Annotated in this window: 16 protein-coding genes; 10 read left to right on the top strand and 6 right to left on the bottom strand. The window is 72.9% G+C overall.

Annotated elements, in window-relative coordinates; translation table 11 throughout:
- From IR158_RS00315 to IR158_RS00305, 3 genes are all read left to right on the top strand, one after another.
- Positions 1 to 395: hypothetical protein (locus tag IR158_RS00315; protein ID WP_291807960.1), on the top strand; the 395-nt coding region annotated here is incomplete at its 5' end.
- Positions 396 to 557: 162 nt separating this feature from the next.
- Positions 558 to 956 (top strand): hypothetical protein, encoded by a 399-nt coding sequence (locus IR158_RS00310; protein ID WP_291807958.1) that lies wholly within the window; start codon positions 558 to 560, stop codon positions 954 to 956.
- Between the two features lie 635 nt (positions 957 to 1591).
- The gene (locus IR158_RS00305; protein WP_291807956.1) at positions 1592 to 2620 is read left to right on the top strand and encodes a family 43 glycosylhydrolase; all 1029 of its coding nucleotides are present in this window, start codon (positions 1592 to 1594) and stop codon (positions 2618 to 2620) included.
- Between the two features lie 33 nt (positions 2621 to 2653).
- Here the strand turns inward: IR158_RS00305 and IR158_RS00300 are convergent, their stop codons facing one another.
- Both IR158_RS00300 and IR158_RS00295 read right to left on the bottom strand, forming a co-directional pair.
- Positions 2654 to 3211 (bottom strand): hypothetical protein, encoded by a 558-nt coding sequence (locus IR158_RS00300; RefSeq protein ID WP_291807955.1) that lies wholly within the window; start codon positions 3209 to 3211, stop codon positions 2654 to 2656.
- 13 nt (positions 3212 to 3224) lie between these two features.
- Positions 3225 to 4373 (bottom strand): zinc-dependent alcohol dehydrogenase, encoded by a 1149-nt coding sequence (locus IR158_RS00295; RefSeq protein WP_291807953.1) that lies wholly within the window; start codon positions 4371 to 4373, stop codon positions 3225 to 3227.
- A 262-nt stretch (positions 4374 to 4635) separates the two neighbouring features.
- On the opposite strand from IR158_RS00295, the gene IR158_RS00290 reads away from it, so the two are divergent.
- The 5 genes from IR158_RS00290 to IR158_RS00270 all read left to right on the top strand — a co-directional run bounded on the left by IR158_RS00290 (position 4636) and on the right by IR158_RS00270 (position 8471).
- Positions 4636 to 5517 carry a manganese catalase family protein gene (locus IR158_RS00290; RefSeq protein WP_291807951.1) on the top strand — a complete coding sequence of 294 codons (882 nt, stop codon included), beginning with the start codon at positions 4636 to 4638 and terminating at the stop codon, positions 5515 to 5517.
- 61 nt (positions 5518 to 5578) lie between these two features.
- The gene (locus tag IR158_RS00285) at positions 5579 to 6400 is read left to right on the top strand and encodes a hypothetical protein (RefSeq protein WP_291807948.1); all 822 of its coding nucleotides are present in this window, start codon (positions 5579 to 5581) and stop codon (positions 6398 to 6400) included.
- Positions 6397 to 6921 (top strand): phage holin family protein, encoded by a 525-nt coding sequence (locus IR158_RS00280; protein ID WP_291807947.1) that lies wholly within the window; start codon positions 6397 to 6399, stop codon positions 6919 to 6921. The genes IR158_RS00285 and IR158_RS00280 overlap by 4 nt, the downstream gene beginning before the upstream one ends.
- Positions 6914 to 7621, top strand: coding sequence for a DUF3618 domain-containing protein (locus tag IR158_RS00275; protein WP_291807945.1), 708 nt, complete (start codon positions 6914 to 6916; stop codon positions 7619 to 7621). The genes IR158_RS00280 and IR158_RS00275 overlap by 8 nt, the downstream gene beginning before the upstream one ends.
- 106 nt (positions 7622 to 7727) lie before the next feature.
- Positions 7728 to 8471 carry an MBL fold metallo-hydrolase gene (locus IR158_RS00270; protein ID WP_291807944.1) on the top strand — a complete coding sequence of 248 codons (744 nt, stop codon included), beginning with the start codon at positions 7728 to 7730 and terminating at the stop codon, positions 8469 to 8471.
- A gap of 68 nt (positions 8472 to 8539) precedes the next feature.
- On the opposite strand, the gene glpK is transcribed toward IR158_RS00270, so the two are convergent.
- The 3 genes from glpK to IR158_RS00255 form a co-directional block, all read right to left on the bottom strand.
- Positions 8540 to 10060 (bottom strand): glycerol kinase GlpK, encoded by a 1521-nt coding sequence (gene glpK, locus IR158_RS00265; RefSeq protein ID WP_291807941.1) that lies wholly within the window; start codon positions 10058 to 10060, stop codon positions 8540 to 8542.
- A 41-nt stretch (positions 10061 to 10101) separates the two neighbouring features.
- Positions 10102 to 10839, bottom strand: coding sequence for an MIP/aquaporin family protein (locus tag IR158_RS00260; RefSeq protein WP_291807939.1), 738 nt, complete (start codon positions 10837 to 10839; stop codon positions 10102 to 10104).
- Positions 10840 to 10949: 110 nt separating this feature from the next.
- Positions 10950 to 12761, bottom strand: coding sequence for a glycerol-3-phosphate dehydrogenase/oxidase (locus IR158_RS00255; protein WP_291807937.1), 1812 nt, complete (start codon positions 12759 to 12761; stop codon positions 10950 to 10952).
- Positions 12762 to 12938: 177 nt separating this feature from the next.
- Between IR158_RS00255 and IR158_RS00250 the strand changes: the two genes are divergently transcribed.
- Positions 12939 to 13919, top strand: a complete 981-nt coding sequence (locus IR158_RS00250; protein WP_291807968.1) for a sugar-binding transcriptional regulator — start codon at positions 12939 to 12941, stop codon at positions 13917 to 13919.
- Positions 13920 to 13969: 50 nt separating this feature from the next.
- Positions 13970 to 14485 (top strand): amino-acid N-acetyltransferase, encoded by a 516-nt coding sequence (locus IR158_RS00245; protein ID WP_291807935.1) that lies wholly within the window; start codon positions 13970 to 13972, stop codon positions 14483 to 14485.
- Between the two features lie 130 nt (positions 14486 to 14615).
- On the opposite strand, the gene IR158_RS00240 is transcribed toward IR158_RS00245, so the two are convergent.
- Entirely contained in the window at positions 14616 to 15506 is an 891-nt protein-coding gene (locus IR158_RS00240) for an A/G-specific adenine glycosylase (RefSeq protein WP_291807967.1), read from the bottom strand.
- Positions 15507 to 15750: the final 244 nt, after the last annotated feature.

The following is a 15750-nucleotide window of genomic DNA, read 5'->3' as shown; positions in this document are numbered from 1 at the left end:
CAGCGAGGACCACGTCCTCGCAGGCCAGGAGTCAACCGAATCCGGGGCAGTCCCACCTGCTGTCGCTCGAGGACGCGCTGACGAACTATCGCGCATTCGTCGGAGATCAGCGCTGGGCCTCGGGATGGTTGCCGGTCTTGGCCAATGGCGGTGGCGACTTCTACGTGGTGGACCTGAGCCAGGCGGCAGCTGGAGCGGTACGTCACTTCCGGATCGACGAGGCTGAGCACCCGATTGAGTTCTCATCGCTCAGCGCGATGATGGCGACCGTGGCACAGGGATTCGAACGTGGGATCTTCTCCGTGGATCCCAGTGGCTACCTGGAGATGGACGACTTGGTTTTCGGGGATCTGGCTACCGCGATGAACCCCGATGTCACCTACTGGTCGAGTTGACCTGAGGTCGCACAGTTCAGCCCATCTCAGCAGGTCGACCATGTCGTCGTGCGTGTCGGTGGACAGGTCCTGGGTTCGGAAGGCAAGCCGATCGTCGGAAGCGTGCTCCAGAACCCTCAGGGTGCATGTTCCGCTGTCCGAATACTGGCTAACGTGGTCGTCGTGGAGCGCGCCATGAGCCAGTCGGTCAAGTTCCCCGACATGCGCCTGGAGGTAATTGCCGCTGTGCGATCACTCAGCGACCCACAGCACCAACAGGCTCGGTGGGGACAGGTCGAGGAAGGCGTGAACTACTACGACGACCTGACCCTCGACGTTCACACTCTCTACGACGACTGCATGGTCCTACCCCTGCCGCAGACTGCCGTGCCCGACGTTCTTCATGAGGAGGAGGTGCCCGCGTTCCTCGACCTCGAGGGTGCCCTCGGGCCGATGCTCCAGGATCTCGGCGACGAGCCCGACGAGGTGTTCACCGGCGATCCGCGCTGGGGTGCCGTCGTGGACGCGGCGCGGGCAGCACTGGTCGTCATGGAGCGGCTGGACGACGGTTCGCCTTCGTGAGTCGCGTCGTGGCGAAACCCGGAAGTCAGGGCGCTGCAACATGCGAGAGCTGCGTGCCGAAGCGGCGCATCCAGTCCTTCAGGGCAGCCCGTTGGTGATGGGGCTGACGACCTGTGGGACGTCCTGCACACTCAGGCGCTGAACGACTACGGGTTCACCAGGAACATCGCGCCGGACTTTCTGTACCACCCGTCGGTGATAGGAGGGGGTGACGGCGGTGGAGGACCATGAGCGGATCGTCCTCGAGGTCGTGGCCGCCGGCGGTGGTCGCTCGGACACTCGCCATCTTGACTTCGAGTACTACGGGCGGTCCCAGGTCCTGTTGGAACCGAACATCCTGCATGTGCTTCGTGACTTGGAGCGGCAGGGTCTGGTCGACTCCTTTCCGATTGAAGGGGGGACTGGGCCGGGATGGAGGCTGACGCGCGCAGGGCGTCGTGCCCTGGGCGGTGAGGACGCGTCCGCATGACGGTATCTCTGCGATGTCCTGCCAACGTCACCGGAGGTGGACCCGACCAACCCACCGGAAGTTTCGCCTGACGCGACGCAACGTCGGGACGCTACGGCCCGGTAAGGTGCGGTCGCGGCCGTGTCCGACGGGGGCACGGCAGCGGTGAGCAGATGGGCGGCACGTGGTGAGCGGAGCAGGGACCGGCGTCGAGGACGTCACGCGGACGACGGTGTCGGACGCCGTGGCGCCCGAGGTGGCGCTGATCGACGGGCCGCTGGTCGACGGCGTGTTCACCGCGGACCCGTCGGGCCACGTCTGGGACGGCGTGCTGTACGTCTTCGCGTCGCACGACGAGGACACGGGTGCCTCGGACAGCGACGAGGGCGGCCACTACGACATGCGCGACTACCGCGTGGTCGAGCTGCGCGACCTCGCGGGCCCTGCCGTCGAGCACAGCCGCGTGCTGCACGTCGACGACGTGCCGTGGGCCGCCCGCCAGATGTGGGCGCCGGACGCCGCGCGTCGCGGCGACACCTACTACCTGTTCTTCCCCGCGCGTGACCACGAGGGCGTCTTCCGCATCGGGGTGGCGACCTCGTCGTCACCCACCGGACCGTTCGTCGCGGAGTGCGAGCCCATCGCCGGCATCGGCAGCATCGACCCCGCTGTCCTGATCGACGACGACGAGAGCGCGTACCTGTACGTCGGCGGGCTGCAGGGCGGCCAGCTGCAGCGCTGGGACGGCGACACGTACACCGGCGTCGACACGTACCCCGCGGACGACGCCCCGGCGCTCGGCCCCCGCGTGGCCCGGCTCACCGACGACCTGCTGGCGCTCGCCGAGCCGGCGCGCGAGGTCGTCGTCACCGACGAGACCGGTGCCCCGCTGACGCAGGGCGACCCGCGCCGGTTCTTCGAGGGGCCCTGGGTCTCGCGGATCGACGGCGTCTACCACCTGCTCTACTCGACCGGCAGCACGCACACGCTCGTGCACGCCACGTCGGACTCCCCGTACGGGCCGTTCACGTACCGCGGCACGGTGCTCGAGCCCGTCGCCGGCTGGACGACGCACGGCTCGCTCGTGCAGGTCGGCGACAGCTGGTACCTGCTGTACCACGACGCGCAGGTGTCGGGTCGCGACCACCTGCGCAACGTGCGGATCGCCCCGCTGACGGTGCACGCCGACGGACGCCTGACGGCCCGCATGCGCTGACGCTCCCGGCCGCCGCGGCTCACCGGCGTCCCGTCAGCGGCGTCGGACCGCCCGCAGCAGGCCGAACGCCACGACGGCGCCCACGATCCACGGCCCACCCACGATCAGCGGGTCGAGGACCTGGTGCCGCACGTCGACCCGCCCGCGCCGCGACGCGATCGGGTGCCGACGCGGCTCGGACAGGATCCCCGTCTCGGTGATCGGGTTGTCGGGCCGCAGGGTCAGCAGCGAGCGCAGGTGCGCCTCGCCGGCATCGACCCGGTCGGCGGCGATGAGCAGCAGCCAGTGCGCGGCGCGCCCCTCGCTGAAGCGCTCGTAGGAGTAGCGGCGGATCTTCCCCGACGGCCCGTGCAACGGCTGTGCCGTGCCGAAGACCGGCGGCAGCATCTCGTGCTCGATCGACCTCTCACGCGGGTACGTCTCGGGCTGCCGGTCGGGGAAGTCCCAGTGCGCGCCGGAGTCGAGGTCGGTCCGCTCGCGCGGGACCTGCGGCCGGTCGGCCGGGTCGAGGTCGGCGCCCCAGCCGGGGATGCGTGCGCGCAGCTGGTCGGGGGTCTCGGGGAGCGGGGGCTTGCCTGCGGTGTACGGCATGGCGCGGGTCCTCTCAGTCCTCGGACGGGATGATCAGCGGCTTGATGCAGCCGTCGAGCTTGGACGACATCACGTGGTACGCCTCGGCGATGTGCTCGAGCGGGAAGCGGTGCGTGACCAGGTCGCTCGGCTTGAGGTAGCCCGCCTGGATGTGCTCCAGCAGCCGCGGCCACTGCCGCTTGACCGGCGCCTGGTTCATGCGCAGCGTCAGGCCCTTGTTCACCGCGTCACCGAACTTCACGGCCGAGAAGATCGGCCCGTACGCGCCGAGGACGGACACGGTCCCGCCCTTGCGCACCCCGTCGATCGCCCAGTTCAGCGCGACCGGTGAGCCGCCCTGCAGCTTGAGCTTCGCGCCGGTGAGGTGCTGCATCAGGTTGCCGTCCGCCTCCGCGCCGACGGCCTCGATGACGCGGTCGGCCCCGAGCCCGTCCGTCGCCTTCTTCATCTCGACGACGATGTCGTCGTACTCGGCGTAGTTGCGGGTCTCCGCGTAGGCGAACTCCCGCGCCTTCTCGAGGCGGTACTCGAGCTGGTCGACGACGATCACGCGCCCGGCTCCCATGAGCCACGCCGACCTGGCCGCGTACAGCCCGACCGGCCCGGCGCCGAGCACCACGACCGTGTCGCCCTCGGCGATGTCCGCGAGCTGCGCGCCGAAGTAGCCGGTGGACAGGGCGTCCGTCATGAGGACCGCGTCGTCGTCGTCGAGCCACTCGGGGATCCTCGACGGGCCGACGTCGGCGAACGGCACCCGGACGTACCCGGCCTGACCGCCGTCGTAGCCGCCCGTGGTGTGCGAGTAGCCGTAGATCCCGCCGACGGCCGTGGCGTTGGGGTTCACGTTGTGGCAGTTGGAGTACAGGCCGCGGGCGCAGAAGAAGCAGGACCCGCAGTACACGTTGAACGGGACCATCACCCGGTCGCCGACCTGCAGGTTCTGCACCGACGGTCCCACCTTCTCGACCACGCCGACGAACTCGTGGCCGAAGGTGTGGCCGATGCGGGTGTCCGGCATCATGCCGTGGTAAAGGTGCAGGTCGGAGCCGCAGATGGCGGCTCGCACGACCTTGACGACGGCGTCGTTGGGGTGCTCGATCGCCGGGACGTCCTTCTCCTCGACGCGGACCTTGTAGGGCCCGCGGTACACCATCGCGCGCATGCTCGTCCTCCGGGTCGGGTGTCCACCAGGGTGCGCACGATCGGTCGACCGCGCATCCCGAACGTCCGAGATGTCTCGACGCGCGACATCCGCGCGGACGACCTAACGTCGACTCATCCAGGGGCGTACGCGCCCCCGTCGACGGAGGAAGCCCGTCGGCACCCCCCGGCGTGCCGGGCAGCGTCACCACGACGCGTCGCCCCTCCCGCAGCCGGCGGGGACCAGTCCCGCACACCCGGACGACGGGTCCCGGAGGCAGCGCATGTTCTTCCACCGGCAAGAGCTCCAGCACAAGGCGTCACCCGACAAGCCCGATGCCGTCTACGCCCGCAAGCTCCAGGAGGTCCTCGGCGGGCAGTACGGCGAGATCACGGTCGCCATGCAGTACGGCTTCCAGTCCTGGAACACCCACCTGCCCGGCAAGTACCGGGACCTGCTCTACGGCATCGGTGCCGAGGAGTTCGGGCACGTCGAGATGCTCGCGACGATGATCGCCCAGCTCCTCGAGAAGGCGCCGGTGGGTGCCACGGAGGAGGCGATCCAGAACGACCCGACCGTCGCCGCGGTCATCGGCGGCACCGACCTGCAGCACGCCATCGTCGCCGGGGCCGGAGCCCGGCCCGTCGACAGCATGGGCAACCCCTGGTCCGCGGGCTACATCACGGCCAGCGGCAACCTGCTGGCCGACTTCACGGCCAACGCGAACGCCGAGATGCAGGGCCGGGTCCAGGTCTCCCGGCTCTACCACATGACCGACGACCACGGCGTCCGCGACCTGCTGGCCTTCCTGCTCGCGCGGGACACGATGCACCAGAACCAGTGGCTCGCCGCCGCGCGCGAGCTCCAGGAGGAGGGGCTGGAGGGCCTGCCCGTGCCGAGCAACTTCCCGCTGGGCGACGAGCACCGCGAGGTGTCCTACCAGTACATCAACTTCTCCGACGGCGCCGACGCCGACAAGGGCTCCTGGGCGTCCGGCCCCACGCCGGACGGTCTGGGTGAGTTCACGTACGTCGCCGAGCCGCCCGCCGGCGTCCCGATGCCTCCGCCCACGCGGCCCGACCCCCGCCTGTACGGGACGACGGACAAGCCGAACGTCGTGGAGAAGGCCGCCGGGAAGCTCAAGGACACGTTCAGCACCGAGTGACGTCCAGCGCGAGTGACGTTCAGCGCCGAGTGACGTTCAGCACCGAGTGAAGGAGAGCGCGATGAGCACGAACGACTCAGGCGGCACCGCCGCCAAGGTGGCCGGTACCGCCAAGGACGAAGCCGCAGGGCTCGCGCACGCCGCTGCCGACAGCGGTCAGGGGCTGCTCCAGGAGGCCCGGCACGAGGCCGCGGACGTGGCCTCGACGGCCGCGGGCCAGGCCCGTGACCTGCTGGGCGAGGCGCGTGCGGGGCTGACCTCGCAGGCCTCCGAGCAGCAGGGCAAGGCCGCGGCCAGCCTGCGGACCCTCGGCGACGAGCTCGGCCGGATGGCCGACTCCTCGGAGGGCGGCACGGCCGCCGACCTGGTCCGCCAGGTGGCCCAGCGCACCGACGGCGTCGCGACGTGGCTCGAGGACCGCGAGCCGGGCGACGTCCTCGGCGAGGTCGCCGAGTTCGCCCGGCGCCGGCCCGGGCTGTTCCTGGCGCTGGCCGCGGGGGCGGGCGTCGTGGCCGGGCGGCTGACGCGTGGCCTCAAGGACGCCACGCCTGCGCAGCACCGGGCCCCCGGTGCGGCCAGGGCGACCGACGGGGCAGCCCCGACGGACGGGGCACCCGCCACGGCGAGCGCGGCACCGCCGGTCAGGACGAGCGTGTACGACACGCCGTCGGCCGCGGGGCAGGGCGCGTACGCCACGGGCTCCGGCGCGACCACGTCGTGGCCCCCGGGGGCCTCGGGCGCGGCCGGGACCACCGGCGCCGCGTCGGGCGTCGGCGGGCCCACCCCCGTCGCGCCGGCCTCCGGGCACGTGCCGGCGTCCGGTGACGGCGGCACGGCCGGCGGCGACCCGCTCGCCGGGCTCACCCGTGAGGACCGACCGTGACCGGCCCCGGCGACCCGACGGTCGCCGCAGGGCTGCGCGGGGCACCCGGTGCGGCACCGCCGCCCGGCGTGGTACCTCCCGCGGGTGCGGTCCCGCCCCCGTCGGGCACACCGGTCGGTGCCACGGGCGCTGACGCGGACGACCGGCCGTCGCTCGGCGACCTCATCGGCAACGTCACGCAGGACCTGTCCCTGCTCGTCCGGCAGGAGGTCGAGCTGGCGAAGGCGGAGCTCTCGCAGACCGCCAAGCGCGCCGGCAAGGGCAGCGGGCTCCTCGCCGGTGCCGGTGTGGCCGGGTACTTCGTCCTGCTGTTCCTGTCCTGCGCGCTGTGGTGGGGCCTGCCGATGGGGCGTGCCTGGGCCGCCGTCGTCGTGGCCGCCATCTGGGCGATCATCGCCGCCGTCATGGCCCAGCGCGGCCGTGGCGAGATGAAGCGCGTGAAGGGCATGCCGCGCACCGCGGAGACCGTGAAGAAGATCCCGAACGCCCTGAAGGGCGACGAGGAGGCGAACCATGAGTGAGAGCCCGGAAGAGATCCGTCAGCGCATCGAGGCGACGCGCGCCGACCTGTCCGCGAACGTCGACGCCGTCGGCGACACGATCGACCCGCGCCAGGTCGCGCACCGGCAGGCCGAGAAGGTCCGCGGCCGGGCGACCGCCGTCCGGGAGCGGGTGATGGGCACCGCGCAGAGCGCCCGCGAGAGCGTCATGGGCACGGCCGGCGACACCGCCGGCTCGGTCGGCGCGACGGCGGGCGGTGCGGCGGGCGCGGCACGTTCCGCGGCGCACTCGGTCGCCGAGGGCGTGAAGGACGCGCCGGCGACGGTGACCCAGCAGGCGCAGGGCAACCCCCTGGCGGCCGGGCTGATCGCGTTCGGCGTCGGCTGGCTGGCCGCGTCCCTCGTGCCGGCCACACGCCAGGAGCAGCGCGCCGCGCAGTCGGTCAAGGAGAGCGCGCAGTCCCTGACCCCGCAGGTGAAGGAGGCGGCGCAGCACGTCGCCGACGACCTGCGCGAGCCGGCGCAGGAGGCGGTGCAGGCCGTCAAGGACCGGGCGACGGAGGCCGCCGCCGGGCTCAAGGAGCACGGCGCGGAGGCGGCGACCGACCTGCGCGACCAGGCGCAGGGGTCGGCGCAGGAGGTGCGCCAGGCGCCGCAGGGCGGCGGCTCGTCCTCGCAGCAGGGCTCGCCCCCCCAGGGCGGCTCGGCGCCGCAGTACTAGGCCGAGGTCGGCAGGACCCACGCGGCGGGCCCGCCCCGGACGACGACGTCGGTCCGGGGCGGGCCCGTCCGCCGCCCACCACCGCCCGCCAGGAGGTCACCCCGCCGTGAAGGTCACCGTCCCCGTCCCGGGCGTCGCGCGCCTCGCGCACGCCTACGTCAGCTGCTACGTCCTGGCAGACGAGCGCGGCGCCACCGTCGTCGATGCCGGCCTGCCCCGCATGTGGGACATGCTGCCGCGCGCGCTCGCCGCCGTGGACCGCCGGCCCGGCGACGTGCGTGCCATCGTCCTCACGCACGCGCACTTCGACCACGTGGGGTTCGCGCTGCGGGCGCGCGAGGAGCTCGGCGTCGACGTCTGGGTGCACGACGCCGACGCGCGGCTCGCGGCGCACCCCTACCGCTACGCGCACGAGAACCCGCGCGCCACGTACCCGCTGCGCCACCCGCGCGCGCTGCCGATCCTCGGGTCGATGCTGCGCGCCGGCGCCGCCCGCGTCCGTGGCGTCCACGACGTCCGCCGGCTCGTGCCCGGCGCGCGGCTCGAGGTCCCGGGCCGCCCGGTCGTCGTGGCGTGCCCGGGTCACACCGACGGGCACGTCGCGCTGCACCTGCCGGACGCCGACGCGCTGGTGTCCGGCGACGCGCTCGTCACGCTCGACCCGTACACCGCGCGCACCGGCCCCCGCATCGTCGCGGGTGCCGCCACGGCGGACAGTGCGCTCAACCTCGCGTCGCTCGACGCGCTCGCGGCCACGGGCGCGCGCGTCGTGCTGCCCGGGCACGGGGAGCCGTGGACGGGGGGAGTCGCGGAGGCGGTGCGCCGGGCGCGGTCGGTCGGGGCGGCCTGACACCGCAGGACGCGGGGCCCATGCCTTGACGGGCGGGCCCCGCGTCCTGCTGCGTGTCCAGAGCCGGGTCAGCGCACGTCGTCGTCCACCCAGTCGAAGGACTTGGTGACGGCCTTCTTCCACAGCCGGTACTGCCGGTCGCGCTCGTCGTCCTCCATGGCCGGCTCCCAGCGCTTGTCCTCGGCCCAGTTGTCGATGACGTCCTGCTCGCCGGACCAGTAGCCGACCGCGATGCCCGCCGCGTACGCGGCGCCCAGCGCCGTGGTCTCGGGGACCTTCGGGCGCACGACCGGGACGCCGAGGATGTCGGCCTGGAACTGCATGAGCGCCTCGTTGGCGACCATGCCGCCGTCGACCTTGAGCTCGGTGAGGTCGACCCCGGAGTCCGCGTTCATGGCGTCCAGGACCTCGCGCGTCTGGAAGGCCGTGGCCTCCAGGGCTGCCCGTGCGATGTGCTCCTTGGTCACGTACCGCGTCAGCCCGACGATCGCCCCGCGGGCGTCGGACCGCCAGTACGGCGCGAACAGCCCCGAGAACGCGGGCACGAAGTACACGCCGCCGTTGTCCTCGACGGCCCCCGCCAGCCGCTCGACCTCGGGTGCCGACGAGATGATCCCGAGGTTGTCGCGCAGCCACTGCACCAGCGAGCCGGTGACCGCGATGGAGCCCTCCAGCGCGTACACGGTGTCGCGGTCGCCGATCTTGTAGCAGACCGTCGTCAGCAGGCCGTTCTGGGAGGCGACGGGCTCGGTGCCGGTGTTGATGAGCATGAAGTTGCCCGTGCCGTACGTGTTCTTCGCCTGCCCGACCTCGAAGCACGCCTGGCCGAACGTCGCGGCCTGCTGGTCGCCCAGGATCCCCGCGATCGGCACGCCCGGCAGCAGGCCGCCCTTGCGTCCCTCGCCGTAGACCTCGGACGACGAGCGGATCTCCGGCAGCATCGACACCGGGATCCCCATCTCCCCGGCGATCTCCTCGTTCCAGGTCAGCGAGTCGATGTTCATCAGCATCGTGCGCGACGCGTTGGTCGGGTCGGTGACGTGCAGACCGCCCTTGGTGCCGCCGGTCATGTTCCACAGCAGCCAGGCGTCGGTGTTGCCGAACGCGAGCCGGCCCGCCTCGGCCTTCTCGCGCGCGCCCTCGACGTTGTCGAGGATCCACCGGACCTTGGGGCCGGAGAAGTACGTCGCCAGCGGCAGGCCCACGCGGTCCTTGTACCGCTCGGTGCCCCCGCCGAGCGCCGCGAGCTCGTCGCAGATCTTCTGGGTGCGCGTGTCCTGCCAGACGATCGCGTTGTACACCGGCTCACCGGTCTCGCGGTCCCACACGACGGCGGTCTCGCGCTGGTTGGTGATGCCGACGGCCGCGATGTCCTCGTGCGTGAGGCTCGCACGGCCCAGCGCCTGGCCGACCACCTCACGGGTGTTGACCCAGATCTCCTTCGCGTCGTGCTCGACCCAGCCCGCCTTGGGGAAGATCTGCTCGTGCTCCTTCTGCCCCACGGACACGACCTGGCCCCCGTGGTCGAAGATCATCGCGCGGGTGGAGGTGGTGCCCTGGTCGATCGCCATCACGTACGTGTCGGTCATGCGTCTGCCTCTTCTCGGGACGGGTCAGGGGATGGGGGCGGTCAGCCGATGTACACGCCGGCCGCGAGGCCGGCGAGCACGCCACCGAGCAGCGGTCCGGCGATCGGGACCCACGAGTAGCCCCAGTCGGACGAGCCCTTGCCCTTGATGGGCAGCAGGGCGTGCGCGATGCGGGGGCCCAGGTCACGGGCCGGGTTGATGGCGTACCCCGTCGGGCCACCGAGGCTCGCGCCGATGCCGACGACGAGCAGCGCGACGGCCAGGGGGCCGATCTCCGCGGGCGTCTCGCCGAACGCCAGGACGATGAAGACGAGCACGAACGTCGCCACGACCTCCGTGAGGAAGTTCCAGCCGTAGGACCGCAGCTCCGGTCCGGTCGAGAAGACGCCCAGCTTGGTGGCGGGGTCGGCGTCCTCGTCGAAGTGCTTCTTGTAGACGAGGAACGCCAGGAGGGCACCGACCGCGGCACCGAGCATCTGCGCGACGACGTACAGGAACCCGTTGACCGCCGTGACCTCGATCCCCGGGGCGAACTCCTCGGCGCCCGACGCCCAGATCCCGATGGTCACCGCGGGGTTGATGTGGGCGCCGGACTTGAACGACGCGTAGACGCCCGCGAACACCGCGAGGCCCCACCCGAAGTTGATGAGCAGCCAGCCGCCGCCGAACCCCTTGGTGCGCGGCAGGATGACGTTGGCCACCACACCGGCACCCAGCAGGATGAGGATCGCGGTGCCGATCGCCTCGGACCAGAACGCATCACCGATCGTGTAGTCCACTTCAGACCTCTCTCGTCGACGTCGTTGTCGCAGGTCACCGCCGGGTGGAGCCGTCGCCGCGAGGCGGCGCCCGAGGGTGCGGAACGGCGGTGGTCCGCACCCCCGGGTGCTCAGGTGCCGGCGGGTCCCGACGAGCCGCGGCCGGCGGGCGACCCGGGCTTGGTGCCGGGGTCCGCGTCGGTCCCCAGCGGCAGCAGGGGCGCGACGTCCGCGGCGCGCAGGCGCACGCGCTCCGCGGCGTCGTCGTCCGGCTCGGCGGCGGCGGCGTCCTCGGCCTCGGCCCGCGCGCGGTACGCCTCGATCTCGCGTCGCCGCGTCGCGTCGTCCCAGCCCAGGACCGGGGCGACGAGGTCCGCGATCTCCTCGAGCGCGCCGGTCCCCTTGTCGGCCTGCTCGTAGTTCAGGCGCGTGCGGTGCATGAGGACGTCGTCGAGGTGAAGGGCGCCCTCGTGGCTCACGGCGTAGACGATCTCGGCACCGATGTACGCCGGGGCGTGCTCCAGCGGGCGGGCGAGCTCGGGACGCTCGTCGCACAGGTCGGTCAGCTCCTGCAGCAGCGAGCCGTACCGGTGCAGCAGGTGGTCGAGGCGCGGCCGGTCCCAGCCGTAGCGGGCGCCGATCGCACGCGCCTGGCGCTGCACGACCCGCAGCCCCTCGGCGCCGACCAGCGGCACGTCGTGCGTGATCGAGGAGAGCGTCGTGGCGCGCGAGCCGAGCGCGAAGTCGACCGCGTCCTTGGCCATCACGCGGTACGTCGTGAGCTTGCCGCCCGCGACGACCGTCAGCCCCGGCGTGGGTGAGGCCACGGTGTGCTCGCGCGACACCTTCGCCGAGGACGTCCCCTCTTTCGTCCCGGGCTGCAGCAGGGGCCGGAGCCCCGCCCACGTCCCGATGACGTCGTCCCGCGTGAGCGGCCGCGACAGCACCTGGTTCGCGTGGTCGATGACGTAGTCGATGTCCGCGCTGGTGGCGACGGGATGCGTGAGCTCCTGCTCCCACGGGGTGTCGGTGGTGCCGATCACCCAGTAGCGGGACCACGGGATGATGAACAGGACCGACTTCTCGGTCTGCAGGATCAGGCCGGTGTTGCCCTCGATCCGCGCACGCGGCACCACGATGTGGATGCCCTTGGACGCCAGCACGCGCAGCCCGCCCTCGCTGCCCGCGAGGGACTCGGTCTCCTCGGTCCACACGCCGGTCGCGTTGATGACGTGGCGTGCGCGCACGTCGATCCGCTCGCCGGTCTCCAGGTCCACGACCTCGGCGCCGGTGACCGCGCCGCCCGTCGTCGTCTGCAGGCCGACGACCTGCGTGCGCGAGGCGGCATGCGCGCCGTAGCTGACGGCCGTGCGCACCAGGGTCCCGACGAGGCGCGCGTCGTCGACGCTCGCGTCCCAGTACCGCACGGCGCCGATCGCGGCGTCGTGCCGCAGGTCGGGGAACAGCCGCTCCATGCCCTTGCGGGTCAGGTGGCGGTGGATCGGCATGGCGCGGCGGGTGCCGGACACCGACGCGAGCGTGTCGTACAGCGCGACGCCCGCGCCGACGTACGCCCGCTCCCACACGCGGTTCTCGAGCGGGTACAGGAAGCTCACGGGCTTGACCAGGTGCGGCGCGAGGCGGGTGATGAGCAGGTCGCGCTCGGTGAGCGCCTCGCGGACCAGGTGGAAGTCGAGCATCTGCAGGTACCGCAGGCCGCCGTGCACGAGCTTGCTCGAGCGGCTGGACGTGCCCGAGGACCAGTCCTGCCCCTCGACGATCGCGGTGGACAGCCCGCGGGTGACCGCGTCGAGCGCGATCCCCGCACCCGTGACACCGCCACCCACCACGAGCACGTCGAGCTCCCGGCCTTGCTCGGAGCTGCGGCGCAGAGCCTCCAGCGACTCCTGCCGGGCCTGGGCCGTCAGCGGTGCGGTCCTCATGTGGCGGTCCTTCCCTGGAACCCGTCGCTTCGTGATCGCGGTCCGACGGCGGCAGGGCGCCCTGGCCCCGCGGATGCGTCGCGCTATCGTCATCACGTCCAGAACGGACGCGCAACTCGGATGCACAAACGTGCACGGGTTGACGCTTCCATGGGGATGACGAGAGGCGGCGGTGGGGTGCTCGTGGAGCGGGAGCAGGACGTGCTGCGTGCAGCCTCCATGTATTACCTGCAGGACCTCAAGATGGAGGTCATCGCGCGGCACCTCGGGACGTCCCGGTCGACGGTGTCCCGGCTGCTGCGGCACGCGCGCGACACGGGCCTCGTCGAGATCACGCTGCGTCCGTCCAGCACGCGCGCCCCCGGGCTCGGCCGGTCGATCTCCTCGACGTTCGGCATCGACACGTACGTCGTCCCCGTCCCCGACTCCGCCGGGTCCGTCGAGCGGCTCGACCAGGTCGCCATGACCGCGGCACGCCTCATCGGGTCGTGGTTCGACTCCGACATGGTCATGGGCGTCGCCTGGGGCACGACGATCGCGGCGGTCTCCCGCTACCTCGCGCCCAAGCCGACGCGCGGCTCCGCGGTCGTCCAGCTCAACGGCGCCGCGAACATGCGCACGTCCGGCGTCGAGTACGCCTCGGACCTCATCTCGTCGTTCGGCAGCGCGTTCGACGCCGCCGTGCACCACTTCTCCGTGCCCGCGTTCTTCGACTACCCCGACACCAAGGACGCCATGTGGCGCGAGCGGTCCGTGCGGCGGGTGCTCGACATGCAGCGGCGCGCCGACCTCGCGGTCTTCTCCGTCGGGGCCGTCGCCGGTGCCGTGCCGTCGCACGTGTACTCCGCGGGCTACCTCGACGAGAGCGACGTGCGCCGCCTGCACGACGACGGCGTCGTGGGCGACGTGTGCACCGTCTTCCTACGTGCCGACGGGTCCTGGGCCGACGTGTCGCTCAACGGCCGCGCCACCGGTCCCACGCCCGCGCAGCTCGAGCGCGTCCCCCGGCGCATGTGCGTCGTCGCCGGTGACAACAAGGTCGCGCCGCTGCTCGCGGCCCTGCGGGCGCAGGTCGTCACGGATCTCGTCGTCGACGAGGTGACGGCGACGGCGCTCGTCGAGGCCGTCGGCGCCCGCACGCCGGCGCGCGCCCGCTGACCTGCGGGCGGTGCGTGCAGGCCGGGCCGGTGCGTGCGTAGGTTGTGCGCGTGAGCACCCCCGCCGCGGTCGAGGTCGCACCCGCACTGCCCGCCGACGTCCGCGCGATCCGCCGGCTCGTCGAGCCGTACGCGCACGAGCGCATCCTGCTCGCCAAGGAGTGGGTCGGGTACTACGAGGCGGTGCAGGAGTTCCTCGTCGCACGGCCCGCGGGCGGCGGCGACGCGGTCGGGTGCGGTGCCCTGCACGTCATGTGGGAGGACCTCGCCGAGATCCGCACGCTCGCGGTCGCTCCCGAGCTGCGCGGGCGGGCCGTGGGTCACCTGATCGTCGACGGGCTGATCGACCGGGCGCGCCGCCTCGGGCTGCGCCGCGTGTTCTGCCTGACGTTCGAGGTGGACTTCTTCGCCCGTCACGGCTTCCGCGAGATCGACGGCACACCCGTGCCGCCCGAGGTCTACGCCGAGCTGCTGCGGTCCCACGACGACGGCGTCGCCGAGTTCCTCGACCTGGCCCGCGTGAAGCCCAACACGCTCGGCAACACCCGCATGCTCCTCGAGCTCTGACGACGCGGCACCTTTGCCGAGCGCGGTACACCGTCGCCGAGCGCGGTACACCGTCACCGAGCGCGGTACCCAGCCGCCGAGCGCGGTACACGTGGGTGCCGCGCTCGGCGGGCAGGTGCCGCGCTCGCGGTCAGCGGGGGAGGCGGTACGTCGCCGCGGCCGGGTCCGGGGCGTCGCCCGCCGCGTCCTCGCGGACGACGAGGCCGTCGGCGACGAGCGCGTCCAGGCAGCGCGCGAGCTGGGCGGCGTCCGGCCAGAGGGCGGCGACCGCGTCGTGGGGGACCGGCTCCAGCGCCTCGCGCAGCAGCGCCATCACGCGCCCGCGCACCTGACGGTCCGTGCCGGCCCACGCCTGCGTGCGACGCCGGTGCGCGTGCACGTCCGCGGGCCGTCCCGCCGCGAGCCAGCGGCACCGGTCCGCCACCGGGCACGCGTCGCACCGCGGCGCGCGGGCCGTGCAGACCAGTGCACCGAGCTCCATCGACGCGGCGGACCAGCGGGCCGCCGCGGCGGCGTCGTCCGGGACCCACGCGGCGGCGAGCCGTGTCTCCGCGACCGTCTGCGCCGGTGACGGCAGGGCCTCGCCCACCGCGAGGCGCGCGAGGACGCGCCGCACGTTGGTGTCCAGCACCACCGAGCGCCGCCCGAACGCGAACGCCCGCACCGCCGCGGCCGTGTACGCGCCGACGCCCGGCAGCGCGAGCAGCGCGGCCTCGTCGTCGGGCAGGTCGCCGCCGTGCCGCTCGACGACGACGCGCGCGCACTCCTGCAGCCGCAGCGCACGCCGCGGGTACCCGAGCCGGTCCCACGCGCGCAGCACGTCGGCAGTGGGCGCGGCCGCCAGGTCCGCCGGTGTCGGCCACCGCTCCAGCCACGCGCGCCACGCCGGCTCCACCCGCACCACGGGCGTCTGCTGCAGCATCACCTCGCTGACCAGCACACCCCACGCGGTCCGGTCCGCCGCCCGCCACGGCAGGTCCCGTGCGTGCACGTCGAACCAGGCGACGACGTCCCGCCGGATGCCGGCCGCGCCGTCCGGCGCGCCCCCGGTCTCGTGCCGCGCGGGTGCGTCGTCGCGCGCGGGCGCGGGCCGGGACACGGGGCGGGTGGTGGGCACGCCTCATCGTGCCGTCGCCGGTCACCGCGACCAACTCGACGCGTGCGGCCAGGAGGGAACGGTGCGTGGTGCCCGTGCTCCGCCCGGCCGGCGGGGCGGCACGCAGTGCGCGGGCGCGTCGTGCGTCGCGTGCCCGGCGTCGGGCTCG

The sequence above is a fragment of the Cellulomonas sp. genome, assembly GCF_015234515.1.
GTDB lineage: Bacteria > Actinomycetota > Actinomycetes > Actinomycetales > Cellulomonadaceae > Cellulomonas.
The sequence above is the reverse complement of the archived record's forward strand: the minus strand, read 5'-3'. Positions and strand labels throughout refer to the sequence as shown.